This window comes from Gluconobacter sp. Dm-74, assembly GCF_018256135.1.
GTDB lineage: Bacteria > Pseudomonadota > Alphaproteobacteria > Acetobacterales > Acetobacteraceae > Gluconobacter > Gluconobacter cadivus.
In genome coordinates, this window is sequence record NZ_JAERLX010000003.1 from 60,163 (window position 1) to 82,439 (window position 22,277).

Consider the following 22,277-nt stretch of genomic DNA (forward strand, 5'->3'; position numbering starts at 1 on the left):
TCATGACCGGAACCATCTCCAGCTTCGGCTTTGGCGGAATCTCCAGCCAGCTCCTTCTCGGCGTCCAGAATCTGTCGCAGGCGAAAGACGCCCTTCAGCTTCAGACCAGCACCGGCGTGCTCGCCAGCAGCTATGCCGATCTCGGGTCTTCGCGGACACAGGCCCTCGCGCTTCAGCCCGCCATCACGCAGGTTTCCGCCTGGAAGAGCAACGTCACGAACGCCCAGACGACGCTGACCACAACACAAAGCGCCCTGTCCCAGATTTCCACCATCGCCCAAGACCTGACGAGTTCGCTTTCCACTCTCGGCAGCACGCTGTCTTATTCAACCGTCACGACGGCTGCCTCTGCCGCCCAGTCGGCGCTGACCTCTCTCGGCAACCTGCTCAACACCCGGCAGGGCGACAGCTACGTCTTCGCCGGGCAGCAGAACACGACCGCTCCCGTCAGCACGGATTTGGGCACGTCGGACTTCGCGACCCAGATTGCCAAAACAGTCAGCCAGCTCGGCTCGACCAACGCAGCGGATGTGCTCAGCACAACGGAAAATCTGGCCAGCAATACGGCTGTCGGTCAGCCTTTCTCGGCCACGCTGTCCACATCGCCCGATCAGGCACAGCAGCAGAACACGCGCATCGTCGTCGGACAGTCTGAAACGGTGTCCGTCGGGATGGTCGCCACACAGGGCGCGACATCCACGTCCACCACTTCCCCGATCCGCGATCTCATGCGCAATCTGATGGTGGTCGCTTCCCTAGGCTCGTCGTCCACCAGCACCACCGACTACGCCAGCCTGATTTCCGGCCTTCAGAGTTCCATGAGCACGGTTACGAGCGGCCTTGGCACCATGAGCGGCCTGCTCGGGGTCCAGCAGAACAGCCTGACCAACCAGACCGCCATGCTGACCCAGATGTCTTCGGCTTTGACGACCCAGCTCGGTCAGGTGAAAGACGCTGATCTTGCGCAGGTTTCCACGCAGGTGACGGATACCAACAACCAGCTTCAGGCGTCCTATTCCCTGATCGCGGACATGAAAGGCATGACGCTGGCTTCTTACCTCTGATCAGGCCTTTGATCCCGGTTGAAAAACCGATTGTGACATCGCATATCAAGATCACTTTCCTAAACGGAGATTGATGAAATGAGTGAAACGAACACCCAGCAGGCCGCCGAAAAGCATGAGTTCAGTGCAGAGGTTGGACGGCTGCTGGACCTTGTGGTCCATGCCCTTTACTCGGATCGTGAAATCTTTCTGCGCGAACTCGTCGCCAATGCGGCGGACGCGACGGACAAACGCCGTTTCGAAGCCCTGACAGACAGTGCTGTGGCGCTTCCCGAGAATGCGTCCATCCGCATCAATCCGAACAAGAGCCAGAAAGAGCTGACAATCTCCGATGACGGCGTGGGCATGACCCATGACGAACTGGCCCAGAACCTTGGCACGATCGCCCGCTCCGGCACGCGCGCTTTCGGAGAAAAGCTGAATTCGGCAAAGCCTGAAGACCGCCCGAACCTGATCGGTCAGTTCGGCGTCGGGTTCTACGCAGCCTTCATGGTCGCGGACCGTGTGGAGGTTACCTCCCGCAAGGCCGGCTCCGATCAGGCCTGGACCTGGTCTTCGGACGGCAAGGGCGCCTTCACGCTGAGCCCCGCGTCCCGCTCAACGCCGGGCACCGACATCGTCCTGCATATGAAGGACGACGCCGACGAGTTCCTCGACAGCTGGCGCCTGAAATCCATCATCCGCAAATGGGCGGACCACATCTCCTGGCCCATCACCCTGCGTGAAACCAAGGAAGACGGCACCACGGAAGATCAGGCCGCCAATGAAGGCACGGCCCTGTGGAGCAAGCCGAAATCCGACATCACGCCGGAGCAGTATGCCGAGTTCTACCGGCACATTTCCCACGCTTTCGACGAACCCTATGCGACGCTGCACTGGCGCGCGGAAGGCGTGACCGAATTCACGGCCCTGCTGTTCCTGCCCAGCGCCCGCCCGTTCGACTTCATGGAACAGTCCCGCGAAAGCCGGATTCATCTCCATGTCCGCCGGATGTTCATCACCGACGAAGCGGAACTGGTTCCGAACTGGATGCGCTTCGTGCAGGGCGTGGTCGATACGGAAGACCTGCCGCTCAACGTTTCGCGTGAAATGCTTCAGGCCACCCCGGTTCTGGCCCGCATCCGTAAAGCGGTCACCAAGCGTGTCCTGACCGAGATTCGCAACCGTGCGAAGGACGCCGAGGGCGGTTTCAACACGTTCTGGGAAAACTTCGGCGCGGTCATCAAGGAAGGCCTGTGGGAAGACGCCGAACACCGGACGGAAATCGCCGGTTTCGCCCGTTTCCATTCCACCCAGGGCGACGATCTCGTCACGCTGGACGACTATATTGCGCGCATGAAGGATGGTCAGGACGCCATCTATTACCTGACCGGCGACAATCTTGACGCACTGAAATCCTCTGCCCAGCTTGAAGGCTTCCGCGCCCGGGGTCTTGAAGTCCTGCTGCTGTCCGATCCGGTTGATGGCTTCTGGCCGGAGCGCCTGTCCTCCTATCAGGACAAGCCGCTGCGTTCCGTCGCCCATTCCCATGGCGATCTGGAAAAATTTGAATCCACGGATGCCGACACGACCGAAGCCGCGGATGTCGAAAAGCTGGTTCCGGCCCTCAAGGACGCCCTTGGCGAGCAGGTCAAGGACGTTCGCAGCACGGTGCGTCTGACGGGAAGCGCCGTCGTTATCACATCCGATGGCGGCCCGGACCTGTCGATGCAGCGCCTGATGCGCCGCTCGGGTCAAGCTATGCCCGCCATGCCGCCGATCCTCGAAATTAACCCGAAGCACCCGCTCATCAAGGCTCTGGCCGAGCGTGTTGCAAAGGGCGAGAGTATCACCGCCTATGCCAGCGTCCTGCTGGATCTGGCGCGTGTGCAGGAAGGCGAACCCCTGCCTGACCCGACCGGTTTCGGCCGTTCGCTCGCCACGCTGCTGGCGGGGCCGGCCGTCGGATAAAGCGGATCTGAACGCAGCATTCGTTTCGTTCCTATCCATCAAAGGCGAGGGATTTTATTCCTCGCCTTTTCTTTTTGCTAAGTTCCGGTGAGATATGGAACAGGTGCATGATTGAAGGAGTAGCAGACCGTGATCGACGATTTCCGCTTTGGCCGCATAACGATCATCGGCGATCTGCTGCTGGATCAGTATATCTCAGGAGATGTCAGCCGTATTTCTCCTGAAGCCCCGGTCCCCGTCGTCCTGCATGATGGCCTGCGCTGCGTGCCGGGCGGAGCCGCAAATGTTGCGGTCAATGCTGCCGCTCTGGGGGCGCAGGTGCATCTTGTCGGTCTCGTCGGCGAGGATGAGTCGGCCCAGCGACTGAAAGACAGTCTGAACCTCTGGCCTAGCATCCAGACGGACGGGATCGTCTCTGCTCCGGACTGGACGACCATTACCAAGACCCGCGTCGTCAGTGGTCGCCAGCAGATTGTGCGCATCGACGTCGAAAAACTGACCCCCCTTTCCGACACACTTCAAAAGCGCCTCATGGAAGAAGCCCTCCGCGCGATTGAGCTTTCGGACGTGCTCGTCTGCTCGGACTATGCCAAAGGCGTTCTGACGGATGAGGTCCTGAAGGTCATCATTGCAGCGGGACGTGCCAAAGGCATTCCTGTCATTGTCGATCCCAAAAGACGCACGCTGGATGCCTATGCCGGTGCCACACTCGTGACGCCCAACCGGATCGAAGCGGAACAGGCGAGCGGATTGTCTGTCCGGACGGATGACGATGTCCTGAAGGTCGCTGAAATCCTCTCCCGCCAGTTCGGCGGCGACGTTCTCGTCACCCGTTCGGAAGACGGCATGACGCTGTGGCAGCGTGACGCGACCCCACTGCATGTCGCCAGCCGCAAATCCGAAGTGTTCGATGTTTCCGGCGCCGGAGATACCGTCGTCGCCACGGTCGCCGCAGTGCTGTCTGCCGATCAGACGCTGGAAACTGCCGTTGTCATCGCGACAGCCGCGGCCGCCCTGTCTGTCAGCAAATTTGGCACCGCCACCGTCTCCCGCGAAGAACTCTCCCGCGAACTTCTTCAGGAAATGCCTGAAACAGGCGCGCTTGTTCCGGTCAAACAGGCTGCCCGTATCGTGGAAAGCTGGCAGCGGCATGGTGCAAAAGTCGTGTTCACGAATGGGTGCTTCGATCTGGTCCATCCGGGACATGTCAGCCTGCTTCAGGCGGCAGCCCGCGCAGGAGACCGCCTCATTGTGGCCCTCAATACCGACAGTTCCGTCAGCCGTCTCAAAGGGCCAACCCGTCCGATTCAGAAGGAAGACGCCCGAGCCAGGGTGATCGGCGCCCTGCGTGCGGTCGATCTGGTCGTGTTGTTCGACGACGACACCCCGCTCGACGTCATCCGCACCCTGAAGCCCGATATTCTCGTCAAAGGGGCGGATTATACGGAAGATCAGGTCGTTGGTGCCGATGTGGTGAAGGGATATGGCGGCAAGGTGGTGCTGGTGGACCTCGTGGACGGCCAATCTACCACACGCCTCGTCAAAGGAATGCAGTCAACCCCGGCCTGAGGCCCGTGTCCCCGGCCTCATGGCCGCCCGCTGCCGGATTTCACGTGGAGACGCACCGAATTTCTGCCTGAAACGCCGGGAGAAATGCGCGGCATTGCGAAAGCCGTGGTTTAGAGCGATTTGAGCAATCGGGAGCGCATCATGGGCCGGGTTTGTCAGATCCGAGTGAATGCGCTCCAACCGACGGTTCAGAATCCAGCCCGCAACTGCGCCTTCTTCCCCGTCGAAAAGCTGGTAAAGCGCCCGTGTCGAAATCCCGGAAGCCTCCGCAATGCTCTGCGGAGTCAGATCATGCTCGTGCAGCCGTGATTCAATATGACGCCGGATATGCCTCTGCCGATGCCGCCGGCGTCCCGCCACGCTGACTTCCAGATCCAAACAATCCAGAATTGTCGTGATCATCAGATCCGTGACATGTTGCAAAAGGCGCTGACGCGTCTGGGGGATGGCATCGTCCAGAACGCCAGATTCAAGCATGGAAGCCTCGGCCAGCAGAAAAGCCCCTGGCCCCCGCGCCAGATCAAACGACAGCGGGGGCAGGCCCGAAAGCATGGGAAGATGTCGCAACAATGCCTGACGCGCCACACTGAGCAGAAAGACATCAGCCGTGGGCTCGATGCCGGGCGGTTTGGCGAGTGTGGAGAACTGGTGCGGGTCCAGATACAACTTGCCCGTGGACTGCCGAGACAGCACCACAACCGTCCGACCCTGATCCAGAAGAGTGGCAATTGCCGGTGACAGCGCCGTGCGAAGACGAACGACAGACGGGTCCATCCCGCGGGGAGAGGCCGCAAGCGTCGCCAGCGGAATGATGCGTTGGGCATTCAGGCTGCCGTGAGGGATGTCAGTCACGACCATGCTCTGGAGAAGAATGTTGAGATTCCGTTAAACACCATTTTCAGTAGTAAAGCCAATTGAAACAACCATAACGGGCTGGATATAGGGAAAATCAGCCAAAATGGAAATAGTTGTCTCGTATTTCATACTGTGTCGCCAAAGGACGTGCTCTGGATGTCTGAAGCGTAGCCCTCAAACAAAGTAAATATTTTTTTATAAAAAGAATTATATTTCTATAGAATATGGAATTTCTTTCAAATTATTTATAATATACCCGTGGTGGGTAAAAAACAGAACTTGCGTTTTCTCTGAAAGCTCTGCGAGTATCTCCATTCCCGCTCCCGTCCGTTCTTCATCGAACGTCACGAACAGATCATCCGCCAGAAATGGCAGACGAATACCCCGCTCCAGCGCCTGTTCTACTGATGCCAGACGCAGAGCCAGATAAAGCTGATCGCGTGTGCCCTCGCTCATGGCGTGAACCGGAACAGGCGTCGTGCTCGCCATGCGCTGCCCCGCCAGAACCAGACCGTCCGACCCGCTCTCTTCCGTCACAAGTCCCTCGTACCGCCCAAGCGTCAGACGTGAGAACAGGGCCCCCGCCCGCGACAGAAGAGGTCCATGCGCCTGCTGACGGCCCTGCTCCACCAGCCGTGACAGCATCAACTGTTGAAGCCGGAGCGAAACATACCGGCTGGCCCGCTCGGTAATTTCTGCTTCCGTCTCCTGAATATCTTCCGCGACCTCACGCACGCCACGGGCATTTTCCAGTTCCGCCAGCGCGCTCCGCGCCCGCAACAGTCGTTCCATAACCGCTGATTTGCGGGCATCCAGTGCGATTGCTTCAGCTTCGATCTCCTCGAAGTCCCGCTCAAGCTGCTCCGGGTCCGTCATGCGCGCTTCGTCCAGAAGCGCCTCAAGGGAGCGGCCATTCCCGGCCTGAAGAATCTGCTCCTGCAACTCGTCGCGCCTGTCGCAGAGCCCTGCCCGCTCCCGTGCCCGGGATAGCGCATGACGCAGGTCGTCCTCTGCCCCAAGACCCAGAAGACGCCGCACGGGGTCCAGCTCCTGTTCCAGTTCCACAATCCGCAGATCGGACTGCGCGATCTCGTCTGCAAGAGCCGCACGCTGCTGCAGAACGGATTTCCGTTCCTGCTCGCGCTCCTGCTCCAGCGTCAGGAACCGTTCAAGTTCTGCTGCAGATCCCTGCCCGTAGCGCTGAAGAAACACGCCCAGTTCCATACGGAACGCTGCGATATCGCGCGCTTCGGAGTCCTGCTCTTTCTGCTCGCTGTCCAGCCGCGTCCGGATTGTCAGCGCCTCTTCCACATCCCGCAGATCAGCCTGCTCGGGCCGCCCCGGATAGCGGCAGTCTCCACATGCCCGGCCCCAGTCTTCCTCCCAAAGCGCCAGCTTCTGCTCCACGCCGGACAGGGCTGCCCGGTCTTTAAGCAAAGACTCCTCCCGCTGAAGACGGTCCTTTTTCCGCGCATCCGCCTGCCGCGCCGCGTCCTCTCCTTGCTCCAGCAAGGACGTCGCCTGCCGAATCTGAACCGCCAGTCGTTCGGACGCAGATTCCGCACCAAAAACCTGCAATCGTCGGCTCATATCGGTCCGGCTGTCCGTCTCGGCCTGAAGCTGTTTTTTTGCGCTCTGCAACGCCTCTTCCGCGGTCAGAGCCTCCTGACGTCGAACCACCCAGACCTGAAAAGACGCAGGCGGCAGCACCGGAGCCCCGAATGTTTCCAGCAAAGCGCTCCACGCGGTCTGACGGCGGTCTAGTTCGTCCTGCGCCCGCATTCCTCGCCGACGGGCTTCCTCCGCCCGAAGCGTAACATCCTCATTCTGTCGCAACAGGGTCGCAAGCTGCGCCGACTGCTCGGCATGAGCATGACGCCGGTCCGCCAGACTGTCCGCATTCTGGATCAGAACCCCGAACGCCTTCCGCGTCGCAGGAGCGGGACAGTCGCCGGAGTGAAACTGATCCTCCATGCCCTGCCAGAACTGATCGCGTTCCTGTCGTGCCTCGGAAAGCTGCTCCCACGACACGGCCTGACCGTCTTCTTCCAGACGTCGACACTTCTGCGCCAGACGCGCCCCTTCCGTTTCCGCCGCCTGCGCCTCGTCCCGTGCAACGCGCCGTTGCTCGTCCAGCATTGCCCAGAGCCGCGTTTCTTCTTCCAGAACCGTCCCGTCCGGCAATCCAAGTGCCGTCAGTTCTCCCTTGCGATCGGCCGTGCTGGCGCGCCACGGCATCAGCGCCCCATAAGCCGCAGCCGTGGCGTCTTCCAGCCGCAAGACTTCGGCGGCAAGACTGTCGATCCGGTCATCCAGTGCGCCCAGACTGCGGGCCTCATCCAGTTCCAGCCGGAACCGGCGTAGATTTTCAGGACGGATTTTTTCGTCCGCTTCCGAAACGGATACGGGATGAAGAATATTCAGCGCCTGCTCCGTTTCCTGAAGCCGCGCCCGAAGATCTTTTTCCTGCGTCTGCAACACCTCCCGCGCCTGAAGCCTCTGACCCAGATCGTCCAAATCTTCCCGAGTAGGCAACGCACTAGCCTCACAGCCATGCCGTGCCCAGAACTGTTCCAGAGAAATCGCATCCCGCGTCAGTCGTATTTTCCGCTCTTCGACCTTTGTTTCAAGGCGCGCGACCAGATCACTGCGCTTCAGGAGCGTCTGAATGGCGTCCTGTTCCAAAAGGACAGGAGAGGTGTCGCCAAAGTCTTGAATCTGGACGCATAACGCTTCGAACCGCTGTCGCAAAACAGAGGTGCTATGGGTTTCTTTTTGCAACGATTCAAGAATGTTCTCAAATCGAATACAATCCTCAATCGTTAAATTCCAACTCGGAAAAGATCCTATTTCCGTTTCGGTCTGAATTAGTTTTTGAAAAGGAACGGATGTCATTTTCAGTCGAGAATTGGTTCTGCGACGTACACCAAGTTCCTGTGCCGCTGCATCGCAAGATCGGTTTTCTGTTTCTGATTCAGAAAGTTCCTTATTGGCAACGGATAGTTTTTTGACGGTTACGGCGTCGCTCCGCAGTGCCGTCTGCAATGCCGTCAACTTCAGTCTCGCCTGTTGCAACGCCGAACGTGCGCGTCCAGATTTCCATTCCGAACCAACATCCTCCTGCAGCCGCGCACTCAGTTTTCCAACACCCTCAAGTCCCAGTCCGGCCGCCAGAATCTGAAGTCCGGCATCGTCTTTTAGGCGGCGCATTTCCTCGCCGCCGTCGCGCAGCCGCGTATGATCCAGCGCCCAGGCCGCCTCAAACCCCTTCGAATCCAGCCCTCCCAGCCAGCTCCGCAATGGCAGATCCTCCAATGGCGTCCTGTCATCGGCCGCAAACAGTGTCTGTGTCCGCCCCCGGCGTCGCACGCCCTCAAAAACCGTTCCATCCTGCTCCAGACTGGCCCCGACCCGCAGCAGCGACGCCGCCGTCATCCAATCCCCGGCGATATGATGCGGAAACCCGAACAGGAAATCCCGGATCGCACAGAGCGTCGTCGATTTTCCGGCTTCATTCGCGCCATAAATAACGTGCAGGTCCCGCGCTCCTTTCGGAAAATTCAGCGTGGTCTCCTGAAAACCGCCATAACGCAGAAGATCGAGGCGTTCGAACCGCATTATTCCGTCTCCCCCAACAACCGCGCCCTTAAAGCCGCCCGCGCCTGTTCAAGTGGAAACTGGCCCTCCGGCATCAGACTGTCACGCTCCACGCAGGAGGGCAGGGCAGAGAAAAATCCTTCGAAATCGTCGGGTAGGGACGCCAGAAACGCCTCGTCCTGCATGAGTCCGTCCAGCGCCAAATCAAGTTCCCGCGTCTCTGCCACGTCGCTCTGTCGAAGGGGCGCAGATGTCTCGTTGCGAATTTTCTCCAGAGCAATCTGTGCCGTCCCGTCGGCGGTCTCCTGCGCCATCGACACTGCAATGCCCCGCAGATCGTCCTCCCAACCGCGCGACGCCCATAACCGGTCATGCAGAACACTGCGCCCCGTCAGTACAATCCGCGCAATGACCGTGCGCCCTTCCGCTTGGGAAAGAGCGCGTTCCATCTCCCGTCGCGCGGCCCCCAGAACGCCATCCATGCTCTGCATGTCACTGACATCCAGCTCCAGCCGACACCACCGCACGACATCACAGTTCACGAAATCGACCGAGCGGACGATCCCGTCCTCAACACTCACCAGCGCACAGCCACAGGCTCCGGTCTCGCGCGCATGACGCCCCTGAAGCACGCCCGGAAACACGATCCATGGATGCTCGCAGACGATTTCGCGCGCATGCACATGCCCCAGCGCCCAGTAATCATATCCCTTCGCCGATAGTGTTTCGACGGAGCAGGGCGCGTAGGTCTCGTGCTCGCCATACCCCGACAGCGACGTATGCAGCACACCAATATTGAAACACCCCGCGATGGGCGCGGGATAGGCCCGCGTCATATCATGCGGGACATGACGGTCGCGAAAACTCTGTCCATGCAGCGCCACGCCCAGTTCCGGCCAATGAAATGTCTGCGGGGCCTCATAGGAAAAATGGTCGATCCCGTCCGGCAGCGGCAGTTCCCGCGCAATGACCGACTGCGCATCATGATTGCCCGAAAGCGTCACAACCCGGATGTCCGCCTGAACCAGTCGGCTCAGGGCCTTGAGCATGTAAAGCCCGGTCCCCACATCCTGCCAGGTCCCGTCATACAGGTCCCCCGCCAGAATAACGAAATCGACTTTTTCAGTCAGGGCTGTCTCGACAAGCCGATCCAGCGCGCGCCGCGTGGATCCACGGATTTCCGTCTCGGGAAGCCCCTCGTAACGGCTCAGCCCCTTCAGGGGGCTGTCGAGGTGAATATCAGCGGCATGGAGAAAGCGGAAAGAGGACATTCGCGAAGTTTACGCCCTCCACGATGTCTTGCAAGCAGTCCCGCCAGGATCAGGCGGCGGCCAGATACTGCGACACGATATCTGGCATCAGGCTCTCAAGCGCCTCGGCCGAAGCCGTCTCTTCGTCTTTCAGACATTCCAGTGCCGCTGCATCCTGCGTAAAACCAAGCTGCCGCGCCAGCACGATCAGAACTTGAAGTGACGTGATCTGATGCGCCCGGTATCCACTCGTCGCCAGCACGTTCTTCAGAACATCCCGCGCTTCGCCGCCATGCAACAGCCCCGAGACGGTGCTGAGAATAGACGACACCGTTTCATGCGGAACCGGGGCAGGGTGCCCGTGCCGCGACAGAAGGATCGTGATCTCCCGCGCATGGCTCCGGCCCATCGCCAGATCTTGCTCCATCCGCCGGCACAGCCCCGGATACCGCTCACACACCGGAAGCTCCGACAGCGCGGTCTCGATGGCCTTGGATTCAATGGACAGATGATCCCGAAGAGCGCCCAGATAGATATCCAGAGCTGACCTGTCCGTCGTTTTCGTTCTGCCCACCGTGGATCCTTATGTGTCTCTGGTGTGTCGCGGGTGTGAACTTAAATGGCCATATTGTCCAATGGAGTGCAAGAGCGTAGCGCTTCGTTTTGGAATCCCTTCATGGTCATGAAAAACCCCATGCCGGAGACCGGCATGGGGTATTCAGGGCCAGCAGGATCTGAAGGATCAGAAACCGGCGCTGATGGAACCGGTTGCAGCGAACGGAGCCGCGATCATGTAGGTCGGGGCCGTTCCCTTGATGGAGTTTCCGAAGATACCTGTCTTTGTCGTAGCATTGACGCGGGTGCCTGTCGGGAAACCCAGATAGTGGTTGTTGGTGATGTTTGTCAGGTTGAACTTGATGTTCGGGGCCTGGAGGAAGCCGAGGTTCTTGAAGCGGTAACCCACTGTGACGTCCATCTTGACGTAGCCTGGGATATGTTCGTCATTCATGAATGTGGAGTACTGCTTGGCAACGTATTTCAGCCTGTAGGCGCCGAACAGGTTGCCGTCGTCATAGTCCAGGTTGAAGCCGACCTGATACTTGGGAGTGTCAGGAGCGAATTTGCCGCTGGTCCGCATGTAGTCAACCTTGTTGCCCGAGCTGGACAGCAGGTTGCTGGTTGTGCGTGCGTCCACATACTCGAACGAGGCATAGGGACGGAGGTGATAGAAGATCGGGCGCGTTCCGATTTCCGCATCCACACCGTTCGTGCTCTGGCCACCCGCGTTGATGTTGGTGGTTGCGTAGTTGAGGCACGCGTTGTCGAGGCATTCCTGCTGGGAGATCAGGCGGTTCGTGAAGTTGTAGTGGAAATACGTGACCGAGGCCATGACCGTCGGGCCCGTGTAACGCCAGCCAGCTTCTTCCGAGATGGAGATTTCCGGCTGCTGGTTCTTGTTGGCCTGCGTGCCGTAACCGCCGTTCTTGTAATAGGCGCCAGCGTCATACAGGGAGTAGTTCGTCGGGATACGGAAGTTCGTCGAACCCGAGACGAAAACCTGCATTTCCGGATTGATCTGATAGCGGATCGATGCTGTCGGCAGAGGCTCGTAATACGTCTTGTCGATATACGGACCCGTGGAGGTGTCGGGCAGCATGTTGTGACCGTCACGGGTGACGATCGCATATTTCAGACCGGCATCAATGGTGAGCTTGTTGTTCAGCAGCGACAGACTGTCACCGATGAACATGGTGTGCGTCCGCGTCTGCGTCAGGCTGGCGCGATACTGATAGGTGGTGCCGTCATTGAACACATAGTTCGGTCCGCCACCCCAGATATCCCAGGGCGTACCATCGGCGCCGATACCCGTGGCGGGAGCCGTCTGGGACTGTTTGGCGTATTCGAACCAGTAACCGACCATCAGGCGGTTGACGCCGGTGGTGAGCGTCAGCTTCGTGACGGCACCCGGACGATAGGTCGTGGTGATGGACGGTTCATAAAGCAGCGAGCCTTTGGCGACGGGCTTGCCATCCAGTGTGCCGCTCATGGACGTTGCGCCCCAGCTCGTGGGAACCGTGTAGGCTCCACCACCGCTGCCGCTGCCGTACCAGAAATATGGCGTCTCGGTCAGGACAAGGTGATCCGTCAGCTTGAAAGTCGAGGGAGCACTTGCGTAGATGTTGGTGAACGGGTTCTGGTGGAATTTGTAATAGTTGGCGTCGCCAGCCTTGTAAGCGCCGTTATAGACCGTGTTGTTGATCGTAGCGTTGCTGGTGTTCTTGAACGTCGTACCATCCGGACGGGTACAGGTGCTGCCGCTGTAGCAGGAGGCCACATACTTGTCCTTGACGCCGAAGCCATAAGCGTCCCAGGACGCCTTGTTCACGCTGGGTGTCAGGTAGTTGTACAAACGGTTGCCGACGATGGCGAGCGAGACGCGGTTTCCGTCGCCCCAGTCGTTCACGATCTTGGCTTCGGCATGCAGCTTGCGGTTCGTGGCCATCGAATGGATGGCATCTTCGGTCGCATAGGAACCGGAGAAATAGGCACGCAGGTTGGTCTGGCCGATCTTGCCTGTGTCGAGACGCAGGAAGCCGCGCGTATAGGCGTAGGAGCCGTAGGACACGTCGAACGCGCCACCCTTCTTCATCTTCGGGTCGATCATATACATGTCGACCACGCCGCCGGTGGCGCTCAGATGGGGGCTGTCGAGGTCAGCAGAACCTTGTGCGAGGCTGATTTTGCGCAGGTTTTCGGAGTCCACGATTTCCTGGGAGTAAACCGCGAAGGACCCGATATCGTTGATCGGGAAACCTTCAAGCGTGAAACCCATCTGCGACTGGTCGAGGCCGCGGGCGCTCATGTGGCTGCCTGTCAGACCTGCCGGATCGGAGGATGTGACGTTTGCACCCGGAAGCATGGCGATCAGCTGCATCGGGTCCTGACCCGGTGCCTGCTTTTCGATGTAGTCGCGCGAGATAGCCGAAACGGACTTCGCCGCGTCCTGTTTCTGCATCAGACCACCACCAACATCGCGGCGTGTTACGCCATCGAAATAGGAATGGTGACCGCTGACTGAGACATGTTCTTCATGTTCGTCTGTTGGAGCCGTGTTGCCCATCATGGACGGAGCGGCAGCTGCGACTTTCGTAGGGCTCTTCTTTGTCGAAGGAGCCGTGCTGTCTGCGGGGGCGGCAAATGCCGACACTGTACCAAACGCAAACAGGGCCGAAGTCGAAAGCAGGCGAGCAAGGCGCATTGTGTTTTCGGTCTTTCTCGGTCAGGTGAACTTTCGGCCGAGAAAAAGCATGAGTGCACACTTCATTTCAATCAGATGTGCCATGATACACTATGACATGAGGGGGGTATGGCAATTTAGTCACATTTCACCTTCGGAACGGCGATAAATGGCAGGAAACTCCCCGCCGATTGTGACATTTGGAAGACATGTCCCATTTTTCTGAGGAAAGATCGTTTCAAAATCCTACCCTGTGGGGCGCAGGTCTTCATCTGCGCTGTAGATCTGTCGAATCCTCTTTGCCTGTGCAGGCGTGGCGACGGTATCGTGGCTGTTGCTGTTCAGATGGGGCACGATCCTACCGCGCAGGGCAGGTACCAGATCGGGCAGGGATGAGATCCGGTCCATCGGAACAAGCTGATCCACCGCAAGCCGACCATTCCGATCACAGACATACAGGCTCTGGGGCCGGAACACATGGTCCATGTCATAAACGGAGGAGCAGGATTCCACATGATCGATGGCATCATCCAGCGTGTGGAGCGAGCGGTAGAACTGGTTGAAGGAAGGATGGATCCGAACGCGCGCCGTCCCGCCGCGCCGTGCGAAAGACCATGCGGAGACGAAACGCTTCACAGGATCGCGCCAGATCGCAAAACTGGGTAGCGTCCGACAGAGTTCTGGCGCCACATGATGATAATACCGCCATGTCTCATGCAGCATGATCCCACCATAGAGTAGGTCACAGACTGACGTTCCGCCATTTTTGGGAACATGGATGAACAGCGCGCCGGCTTCCCGGATGCGTTCAAGCCGCTGAAGGCGCTTTCGACCAAGCGGCAGCCGTAGCCTCAGATCGGCGGCACGGGCATGAACATCGGGATACTGCTGCACTCCGAACAACTGACACAACATCCGTTGCGGAAGGCCGGAGCCTTCTGGGCCGCAATCGACTGGGTCAGCGAGAAGGGTCTGGGTCTCGTCACTCATCCGAACGGCAGAAGGGGGCGTCATGAGCGTGTCCTGATCCTGTCTTTGTTGAAACGGACACTGGCGGCCGCAGGAAACCGAGGCAAAGGGTAGATTGTAACGGAATGAAAGCCATGTTGCGGACTTCACTGTGTCAAATCTGTCACAAAAGGTCTTTTGTATTTGACTTGCCCTGTGCAGGGCGCTTCATGACAGCTGACGGTGCCCGTTCGCACGGGTGAAAAGGGAATGCAGTGTGAAACTGCGGCTGCCCCCGCAACTGTAAATGCTGGCTGCTGCCTCACAAGGCGGGTGGCGCGATTTCAGGACATGAACCCACTGGCGCAGGCCGGGAAGGGGCCTGAAGACGGAGCATGAGCCAGGAGACCTGCCGTCAGCATGAGTTGTCCGAAGGACGGTCCGGGCGGGGTGCATCGGAACGCCGGGTCAGACCGCGCGACGGCGGGTCTGCCTCCTTCTTGAGGGCAACGCAGAACGACGAGACACCACCATCACCATGCCCCGTATTTCCCGCCTTCTTCTTGCGACGAGCATGCTCGTCGCTGTTCCGGCGCTGGCGTCCGTTCCGGCACAGGAGCCGGTTTCGCCGCCGAAGCCCAAGGCATCTCCGGCTCCGAAAGCCGTTTCATCGTCCATCCCCGAGACTGTTACGGTGACGGCGAACCGCATCCCGCAGGATCTGAGCAAGGTCGGCTCACAGGTTACGGTTGTGACCCAGCGTGACATTGAACTGCTCCAGCGGCGTGACCTCGCCGACCTTCTGTCGCGCGAGCCGGGTCTGAACATGGTGCGGACGGGCGGCCCCGGCGGTACGGGCTCGATCTTCATGCGCGGTACCAACGCCAACGAAGTGAAGGTGCGGCTGGACGGCATGGATATCAACGATCCCTCCACCCCGGCCGGGGCGTTCGATACGGCACAGTTCCTGACGGATGGGCTGGCCCGCGTGGAAATCCTGCGCGGCCCGCAGAGCGGCCTGTATGGTGCGGATGCGATGGGTGGTGTCATCGACATGACGACCAAGCAGGGGCAGGGGCCGCTGCACGGTTTCGTCCGGCTCGAAGGCGGCAGCTATTCCACCAAGAACCAGACGGCCGGGTTCTCGGGCTCGCTCCATCGTTTTCATTATATGGTCGAAGTCTCGCACAACCATGTCGGCGACTATCAGGCCGTGCCGAAAGAGATCCGCGCGCAGGTTCACGGTCATGACGTTGCATCCAACCGCAACGACAACCGCACGGCCAATGTGCGCCTCGGCTACGACGTGACGGACAATTTCGATCTCGGCTTCACGGCCCATCTGACGCAGGCGGATTATGAATACGTCGCCGACGATTACAGCTCCTACCCGGCGCTGCCTTCAGCCCAGCAGAATGAGAGCGATCTCAAACAGGCCATTCTGCGCGGAACGGCCCATCTGAAATCTTTCAAGGGTGTGTTCGAGCAGACGCTGGGCGTCGGGTACGTTACTTATCGCCGCCACGACATTACAGCCGGGGAATCAGACATCGCGTCCAATCGTGGTGACCGGCTGAAAGTAGACTGGCAGGGCCTGACGCATCTCGGCCATAACGGCTCATTCCTCGTCGGATATGATTATATCCGCGAGCGCATCCTGACGCCGATTGACGCCCAGACCACGACGAACGCCGCCTGGGGGCAGCTTGAGGGGCATTGGCACGACATTCTCTTCGGCTCGGCCAATATCCGTTACGACAATAATTCGCGTTATGGCAATTACGTGACTTGGCGTGTGGCCCCGGCTGTAAAAATCCCCGGAACGGGTCTGACGCTGAAGGCCAGCGGTGGCTCGGGCTTCCACGGGCCGTCCCTGAACCAGCTTTTCGTCAGCTACCCAGCCTATTATTTCCTCGCAAACCCGAACCTGCGGGCCGAGCGCCTTCTGGGCTTCGATGCCGGGTTTGAAGAGCGCCTTCTGAACGGCAAGCTGACCTTCGGTGCCGACTATTACGGCAACCATGTCCGCAATCTCATCAATACCGCGCTGTCGGGCTACAACTACACCTATGTCAACGTCGCCCGCGCCCAGACGCATGGTGTTGAGGCATTCGTTGATTACCGCATCATCAAGAGTGTCGATCTGCGCGGCACCTATACCTGGACGGACGCCACGGATCGCAGCACGGGTGCGGCTCTCGTGCGTCGCCCGCGTCACAAAGCCACGGCCAGCGTCATCTGGACGCCGACCAAGCGCCTGAGCGTCACACCAAGCCTGCTTTATGTCAGCGGCTGGCACGATCTCGACCGGTATACGTCCATGAGCACGATCGGCCATGATTATGTGACGGTGAACATTGCCGCCGAATACAAGCTGGCCAATTTTGTCACCCTGTTTGCGCGTGGCGACAATCTGGGGAACCGGTATTATGAAAACCCGGTCGGCTACCTCCAGCCGGGCCGGTCTTTCTACGGCGGTGTGACGTTTGGCCTTTAAGGCGTTCCTTCACGTCCTCTCAGCCCCGGCGGCAGTGCTTCTGCTGTCGGGCGCTCTTGCCGGATCGGCCTGTGCCGGCCCGGTGCGGACCCGTATCGTCTCGCTTAATCTGTGTACGGACGAACTGCTGCTCGAACTGGCAGACCCGTCCCATATCCTCGGTCTGAGCCCGCTGGCAACGGACTGCGCGGAAGCTGTCCGCTGCGAACTGGCGCAGACCTATCCCGTGCAGCGCCCTGACGGGGAGAACCTCGTCGCCACTCATCCCGATCTCGTTCTGGACGGCACATGGCACCGCCCGACCGCCGCGCTCGTGACGGACGCCCTGCATGTTCCGTTCGTCCAACTCCCCTCTATCGCGTCCCTTGCGGACATTCCCGTTCAGATCCGGACCGTCGCCCACGCCATTGGCGAAGAGGCGCGCGGCGAGGACATGATCCGCGCGTTTGCGGACCGGCTTGAAAGCCTCCATCCCGCCCAGCCTGAAAAAATCCTGACGGCAACGGTTATCGGCGCGAACCTTGCAGGAGAAGAGGGCGGGCTGATCTCCGATCTTCTCAAACGCGCCGGGTTCCGCCTGTCCGCCTCCGAACGGCCGGACGGCACCATCGCGCTGGAAACCCTGATCGCCCATCCGCCAGACCTTTTGGTGACCGGCATGATTTCCGAAGGCGCGTCTCTGGCCGAAAATGTCGTTCGCCATCCCGCGCTACAGGGACGTTTTACGGGCGCGCATCGTCTGGCGCTTCCCGGCCGTCTGACGATGTGCGGCACGCCCGAGACCCTCGATGCGCTGGGGGGCCTGATCGCCGCGCATGATCGTCTAACCGCAGCGGAGCCTTCACCATGAGCCGTTATGCCCTGACCGTTGCTGTTCTGGGGGTATTGGTTCTGACCCTCGCCATCGTGTCGCTGGCCACGGGCCCGGCGGGGATCGGCGTCCTTCAGGGGCTGTCCGATATGCTGCATGGCCGCGAGACTATCGCCGCGACCATCATCGGCCAGATCCGCCTGCCGCGCATGATTCTTGCCCTGCTGGTTGGCGGGACGCTCGGTCTGTCGGGGGCGGCGCTTCAGGGACTGGTCCGCAATCCGCTCGCTGATCCGGGCGTGCTCGGTATTTCGGGCTGCGGAGCGCTTGGGGCGATCCTCGTTTTTTACACCGGCGTCTCGGCAGTCTGGGCGCCCGCACTCCCGTTGGCGGCGCTGTCCGGCGCCGGGCTCGCAACGTTGCTGCTGCTGGCCCTCACGCGCGGCGGAACGCTCGTTCTGGTACTGGCCGGTGCAGCGCTGGGCTCCATGAGCGCCGCCCTTCTGGCCCTGACGCTCAATCTCGTGCCGAGCCCCTATGCCTCCTACGAAATCATGCACTGGCTTATGGGCTCCCTGTCCCGTGCGAGCCTGCATGACGTTCTGATCGCTTTGCCCGGTCTGCTGATCGGGGCGGCGTTTCTGCTCGGGACCGGGCGTTCGCTGGATGCCCTGACTCTTGGCGAGGATGTGGCCCACACGATGGGTTTTTCCCTGCGGGCCGTGCAATGGCGCGTCGTGATCGGAACGGCGTTGGCTGTTGGAAGCGGTGTGGCCGTTGCGGGGGGGATCGGGTTCGTCGGCCTCGTCATGCCGCATCTGCTGCGTCCGCTCGTCGGAGCGCGACCCTCGCGTCTGCTGCTGCCGTCCGCGCTGGGAGGGGCCGCACTGCTACTGGCGGCTGACCTGTTCGTACGCCTGCCTGTCAGTGGCACCGAACTGCAACTCGGCGTCGTTACCTCCCTGATCGGAACGCCGGTTTTCTTCTGGCAGGTCTGGCGCCTGCGCGGACGACCGGTATGAGGCGCGGATCATGATCCTCCAGACCGACACACTCAGCCTGACCCTTCAGGGGAACAAGCTTCTGCATGACATCACGCTCGACGTCCGCCCCGGCGACGTGCTTGGCGTGATCGGCCCGAATGGCGCAGGTAAAAGCACGCTCCTGCGCGTCATGGCCGGGCTGCTTCGTCCCGAGACCGGGCGTGTCCTGCTGGACGGGCAGGACCTGTTCTCCATGCCGCCCGATCAGCGCGGGCGGCATCTGGCTTATCTGCCGCAAGACGCCCCGGCCGCCATCGGCATGAGCGTGCAGGATGTTGTGACACTTGGTCGTCTGCCTCATCGCCGCACAGCTTCGGCGGAGCAGGATATGGCTGCCGTTCAGCAGGCGCTAAATGCCGTGGGAATGAGCGCGTTTTCCAACCGCTCCTCCGCCAGTTTATCAGGTGGCGAACGCGCGCGCGTTCTGCTCGCCCGGGCGCTTGCGGTGGAGGCTCCCGTTCTGCTGGCGGATGAGCCGGTCGCAGCGCTCGATCCCGCTCAGGCCCTGACGGTCATGGAACTGTTTAACCGGTACGCGGCGCAAGGTCAGGCCGTGGCCGTCGTCCTGCACGATCTGGCGCTCGCAGCCCGTTTCTGCACCCGGATCGCCGTATTGTCGGAAGGTGCTCTCGTCAGCATCGGCACGCCATCAGACGTACTGACGGACGCGCTCTTCGCCGAGGTTTACGGCGTGGCGGTGCGGCGCTGCGGAGAGGTCGCCGTCCCCTGGTCGCTGGTGTCGAGGAAACGCGTGCTATAACGCCGGGCCAGCAGCGTGCAGGTGAAAAGCTGAATCTGGTGATAAATCATGAGTGGCAGCACGATAATGCCGACCGACGCCGCCGGGAAAATGACGCTCGCCATCGGTACTCCTGACGCCAGAGACTTCTTCGATCCGCAGAACTGAAGCGCGATACTGTTTGATGTTGTCTGCCCCAGCCCTTTGCCCATCAGATGCGACAGACCCAGAACCAGCGCCAGCATGGCACTGTCGAGCAATGCGACTTCCAGAAGATGCGCGCCCGAAACACGATGCCAGATCCCCTCCACAACGGCGGAACTGAACGCGGTATAGACCACAACGACGATAGACCCGCGGTCGGTAAACGAGATCAGGATCTTGTGCTTGCGCACGATCGGCCCGACCCATTTCTGTAGGATCTGCCCGAGTGCGAAGGGCAGCAGAAGCTCTTTGCTCACGTCGAGGATAGACCCCAGCGGGGAATGCTCCGCCCCCACATGCCCGAGCACCAGCCCGGTCAGCAGCGGCGTCATCGCAATGCCTGCAATGTTGGAGACCGTCGCGGCACAGATTGCCGCCGTAACATTGCCCCTCGCGATGGAGGTCAGTGCGATGGAAGACTGCACGGTGGACGGCAGGCAGCACAGGAACAACACGCCCGACCACAGTTCCTCGCCGAACAGCGCATCGGGAAAGACCGCCCGGAACAGCAGATGAAGCCCGACCCCGAGCAAAGGAAACAGAGCGAACGTGCAGAGCAGAACGCTGCCCTGAAGTTTCCAGTCCTTCACGCTGTCCACGATAGCGTGACGTTCGAGCTTCGCGCCCTGAAAGAAGAACATGAAGGTGATGAGGATCGTCACGACATGCTGAAGAAGATGCTCCATCTGTCCGCGGCAGGGCAGGATGGAGGCCAGCGCAATCGCGCAGATCAGGGAAAAGAGGAAAGGGTCAAGGCGCTTCATGCCGCACTATGTCCGTATTCACCCTGAACATGCAACGGTTCGGGAAATGAGGGGTTCCAAACCGTGTCGGGATTTGATCGGTGCCCCCTAGGGACATGTTTGACACCTGCTGGTATCTGGAAGGCCCTTCGGACATTTTATCTTGCCTCATCAGGTTGTTACAAAATCCTTAATTCTTACCGTGCAGATCTTTTCCAACAGACAAACCAACGATATGTTATTTTCCATCTTCGATGGAGTTACATTTCTATGGCTGGCAAGTTAGGTATTGGGATTATTACCTATAATAGAAAAGATATTCTTTTAGAGACAATCCAAAATATCTTCCGTTTTACAAAAGTACCGTTTGATTTTGTTGTGGCTGATGACGGGTCTTCTGATGGCACTCAGAAAACCCTAAAAGAGATGCGGATCACATGTGTTACCGGAGATAATAGAGGAATCGCGTGGAATAGAAATAGAGCTATTTGGTTTCTTAAAAATGAAAGAAAATGTGATAATATCATCATCTTTGAAGATGACTGCAAGCCTGTAGAATTCGGGTGGGAGCAACAATGGATTGATGCGTTAGAGTCCTTTGGGCACATCAATTATATGCCTGAGATCACCATCGAAATAGACAATGATATTTCCTCCGGATCGGGAACAGCCGTCGATCCTTATATTGCGCCCATGCATCAGGCATTATGTGTGGGATATCACGCAAAAGCTCTTGATTACGTCGGGTTCTTGGATGTCAGATTTAAGAAATATGGCGAAGAGCACGTTGAACATACACACCGGTTTCTCCGAGCAGGCTACGGAGGTCTGCCTCAATACCTCACTCCGGAACGGGGGCAGGTTTATTATCTTCGCGGCGGGCTCAGTGTTATGCCTTCCGAAAGTCATGGAGATCATGAAATTGCCAGCTATAATCAGCGTGTTCATGAAGAGATCAAAAAGGATCCCATATACCGTTCACCCTGGAGAACGGACGAGCAAATGTTTTTATTCAGAGAAGAAATTAATTCTTCACTGAATCGTCCTTCAGCGAATAACGAGTTCGAACACAAAGAATTCGATTCCATAATTTCGTTGGGAGGAGACCATCGCTCTTCCTTGTTTGTAGAAAATTTCTTTCATAAAACAGGTTCGGACCTGTTTGGACAGTTTATTACGCCTTTTCATACACTGATATCGCTATTTGAAACGAATTTTGAGCATCTCCTTTCTACGGTATGCCTATATGGATATTACGATGCCCTACGATGCCGTGAAACATTATTGATTTATCATAAAAAAATTAACAATATTGCGGAGCCAGCGGAAAGAGTTGGAAATTTTGTCTCCAATATAGACGATACAAGAAAAAACTATCATTCTCTAATTGAGAAGATGGACAGTGCGTGTGATGGTTCCAAAAAGGTTCTATTCGTAAGGGACTGGCGGGACAGTTATCTGTACGCGGGAAGTCATCGTCCTGAAGGCTCTAATACAGCTGATTTTCAGCGTCTTATTAAAGCTATATCTGCCCGCTATCCTAATCTGGACTTCAAAGTCTTGTTCGTTAATTTTGGCTCTTCGGCTAAAGCTGATCCTAGAATGCTATTTTATAACACCGATGTCCCAGATATCTGCGAAGTTGAAAGAGAACAGGAAGCATGGAATCAAATGTTCAGGAATTTGAACATATCGTGCCGTATACAGGACTAACATTTAACTGAATTTCGAAATAATAATAGTAATCTATTGCCTGTATGCCGTCGCTG

15 protein-coding genes and 1 riboswitch are annotated in these 22,277 nt (G+C 58.7%); of the genes, 8 read left to right on the top strand and 7 right to left on the bottom strand.

All coding sequences use genetic code 11. The features are described 5' to 3' along the window. The first annotated feature begins 2 nt into the window (after positions 1-2). The 3 genes from JK208_RS05820 to rfaE1 all read left to right on the top strand — a co-directional run bounded on the left by JK208_RS05820 (position 3) and on the right by rfaE1 (position 4,583). Positions 3-1,064 (top strand): flagellin, encoded by a 1,062-nt coding sequence (locus JK208_RS05820; protein WP_211574852.1) that lies wholly within the window; start codon positions 3-5, stop codon positions 1,062-1,064. Positions 1,065-1,142: 78 nt separating this feature from the next. Further along, positions 1,143-3,014 (top strand): molecular chaperone HtpG, encoded by a 1,872-nt coding sequence (gene htpG / locus JK208_RS05825; protein WP_211574854.1) that lies wholly within the window; start codon positions 1,143-1,145, stop codon positions 3,012-3,014. A gap of 129 nt (positions 3,015-3,143) precedes the next feature. Further along, a complete protein-coding gene (rfaE1, locus tag JK208_RS05830; RefSeq protein ID WP_211574856.1) occupies positions 3,144-4,583 on the top strand; it encodes a D-glycero-beta-D-manno-heptose-7-phosphate kinase in 1,440 nt (479 codons plus the stop codon). On the opposite strand, the gene JK208_RS05835 is transcribed toward rfaE1, so the two are convergent. The 6 genes from JK208_RS05835 to JK208_RS05860 all read right to left on the bottom strand — a co-directional run bounded on the left by JK208_RS05835 (position 4,569) and on the right by JK208_RS05860 (position 14,537). Then, complete coding sequence (locus JK208_RS05835) at positions 4,569-5,435, bottom strand: helix-turn-helix domain-containing protein (protein ID WP_211574858.1); 867 nt, start codon at positions 5,433-5,435, stop codon at positions 4,569-4,571. The two genes, rfaE1 and JK208_RS05835, sit on opposite strands and share 15 nt — an antisense overlap. Positions 5,436-5,645: 210 nt before the next feature. Continuing rightward, a complete protein-coding gene (locus JK208_RS05840; RefSeq protein ID WP_211574860.1) occupies positions 5,646-9,056 on the bottom strand; it encodes an AAA family ATPase in 3,411 nt (1,136 codons plus the stop codon). Further along, positions 9,056-10,306: a DNA repair exonuclease gene (locus JK208_RS05845; protein WP_211574862.1), complete on the bottom strand. Its 1,251-nt coding sequence runs from the start codon at positions 10,304-10,306 to the stop codon at positions 9,056-9,058. Before JK208_RS05845 ends, JK208_RS05840 begins: the two co-directional genes overlap by 1 nt. Before the next feature lie 49 nt (positions 10,307-10,355). Beyond that, positions 10,356-10,859 (bottom strand): DUF892 family protein, encoded by a 504-nt coding sequence (locus JK208_RS05850; RefSeq protein ID WP_211574864.1) that lies wholly within the window; start codon positions 10,857-10,859, stop codon positions 10,356-10,358. Positions 10,860-11,027: 168 nt separating this feature from the next. Then, entirely contained in the window at positions 11,028-13,544 is a 2,517-nt protein-coding gene (locus JK208_RS05855; protein ID WP_211574867.1) for a TonB-dependent receptor, read from the bottom strand. Positions 13,545-13,769: 225 nt separating this feature from the next. Further along, the gene (locus JK208_RS05860; RefSeq protein WP_249201972.1) at positions 13,770-14,537 is read right to left on the bottom strand and encodes a sulfotransferase family 2 domain-containing protein; all 768 of its coding nucleotides are present in this window, start codon (positions 14,535-14,537) and stop codon (positions 13,770-13,772) included. A 158-nt stretch (positions 14,538-14,695) separates the two neighbouring features. Then, a riboswitch (cobalamin riboswitch) is annotated at positions 14,696-14,903 on the top strand. A 106-nt stretch (positions 14,904-15,009) separates the two neighbouring features. Between JK208_RS05860 and JK208_RS05865 the strand changes: the two genes are divergently transcribed. Genes JK208_RS05865 through JK208_RS05880 form a run of 4 tightly spaced genes read left to right on the top strand, consistent with a single transcriptional unit; the run spans position 15,010 to position 19,582 of the window. Further along, positions 15,010-16,968, top strand: a complete 1,959-nt coding sequence (locus tag JK208_RS05865) for a TonB-dependent siderophore receptor (protein ID WP_249201973.1) — start codon at positions 15,010-15,012, stop codon at positions 16,966-16,968. Beyond that, positions 16,958-17,818, top strand: a complete 861-nt coding sequence (locus JK208_RS05870) for an ABC transporter substrate-binding protein (protein WP_211574869.1) — start codon at positions 16,958-16,960, stop codon at positions 17,816-17,818. The genes JK208_RS05865 and JK208_RS05870 overlap by 11 nt, the downstream gene beginning before the upstream one ends. After that, positions 17,815-18,801, top strand: coding sequence for an iron ABC transporter permease (locus JK208_RS05875; protein ID WP_211574871.1), 987 nt, complete (start codon positions 17,815-17,817; stop codon positions 18,799-18,801). The genes JK208_RS05870 and JK208_RS05875 overlap by 4 nt, the downstream gene beginning before the upstream one ends. A 10-nt stretch (positions 18,802-18,811) precedes the next feature. Continuing rightward, positions 18,812-19,582 (top strand): ABC transporter ATP-binding protein, encoded by a 771-nt coding sequence (locus JK208_RS05880; RefSeq protein WP_211574873.1) that lies wholly within the window; start codon positions 18,812-18,814, stop codon positions 19,580-19,582. Here the strand turns inward: JK208_RS05880 and JK208_RS05885 are convergent. Beyond that, complete coding sequence (locus JK208_RS05885; protein WP_211574875.1) at positions 19,507-20,529, bottom strand: bile acid:sodium symporter family protein; 1,023 nt, start codon at positions 20,527-20,529, stop codon at positions 19,507-19,509. The genes JK208_RS05880 and JK208_RS05885 overlap by 76 nt on opposite strands. Before the next feature lie 249 nt (positions 20,530-20,778). Here JK208_RS05885 and JK208_RS05890 point away from each other — a divergent pair, with 249 nt between their 5' ends. Then, complete coding sequence (locus tag JK208_RS05890) at positions 20,779-22,221, top strand: glycosyltransferase family 2 protein (RefSeq protein ID WP_211574877.1); 1,443 nt, start codon at positions 20,779-20,781, stop codon at positions 22,219-22,221. Positions 22,222-22,277: the final 56 nt, after the last annotated feature.

Bases quoted from the DNA above. Each gene is read 5' to 3' on its own strand.
- JK208_RS05885 (WP_211574875.1), bottom strand. From the start codon at position 20,529: ATGAAGCGCCTTGACCCTTTCCTCTTTTCCCTGATCTGCGCGATTGCG.
- JK208_RS05840 (WP_211574860.1), bottom strand. From the start codon at position 9,056: ATGCGGTTCGAACGCCTCGATCTTCTGCGTTATGGCGGTTTTCAGGAG.
- JK208_RS05890 (WP_211574877.1), top strand. From the start codon at position 20,779: ATGGCTGGCAAGTTAGGTATTGGGATTATTACCTATAATAGAAAAGAT.
- JK208_RS05865 (WP_249201973.1), top strand. From the start codon at position 15,010: ATGCCCCGTATTTCCCGCCTTCTTCTTGCGACGAGCATGCTCGTCGCT.
- JK208_RS05860 (WP_249201972.1), bottom strand. From the start codon at position 14,537: ATGACGCCCCCTTCTGCCGTTCGGATGAGTGACGAGACCCAGACCCTT.
- JK208_RS05845 (WP_211574862.1), bottom strand. From the start codon at position 10,306: ATGTCCTCTTTCCGCTTTCTCCATGCCGCTGATATTCACCTCGACAGC.
- JK208_RS05875 (WP_211574871.1), top strand. From the start codon at position 17,815: ATGAGCCGTTATGCCCTGACCGTTGCTGTTCTGGGGGTATTGGTTCTG.
- JK208_RS05880 (WP_211574873.1), top strand. From the start codon at position 18,812: ATGATCCTCCAGACCGACACACTCAGCCTGACCCTTCAGGGGAACAAG.
- htpG (WP_211574854.1), top strand. From the start codon at position 1,143: ATGAGTGAAACGAACACCCAGCAGGCCGCCGAAAAGCATGAGTTCAGT.
- JK208_RS05820 (WP_211574852.1), top strand. From the start codon at position 3: ATGACCGGAACCATCTCCAGCTTCGGCTTTGGCGGAATCTCCAGCCAG.
- JK208_RS05855 (WP_211574867.1), bottom strand. From the start codon at position 13,544: ATGCGCCTTGCTCGCCTGCTTTCGACTTCGGCCCTGTTTGCGTTTGGT.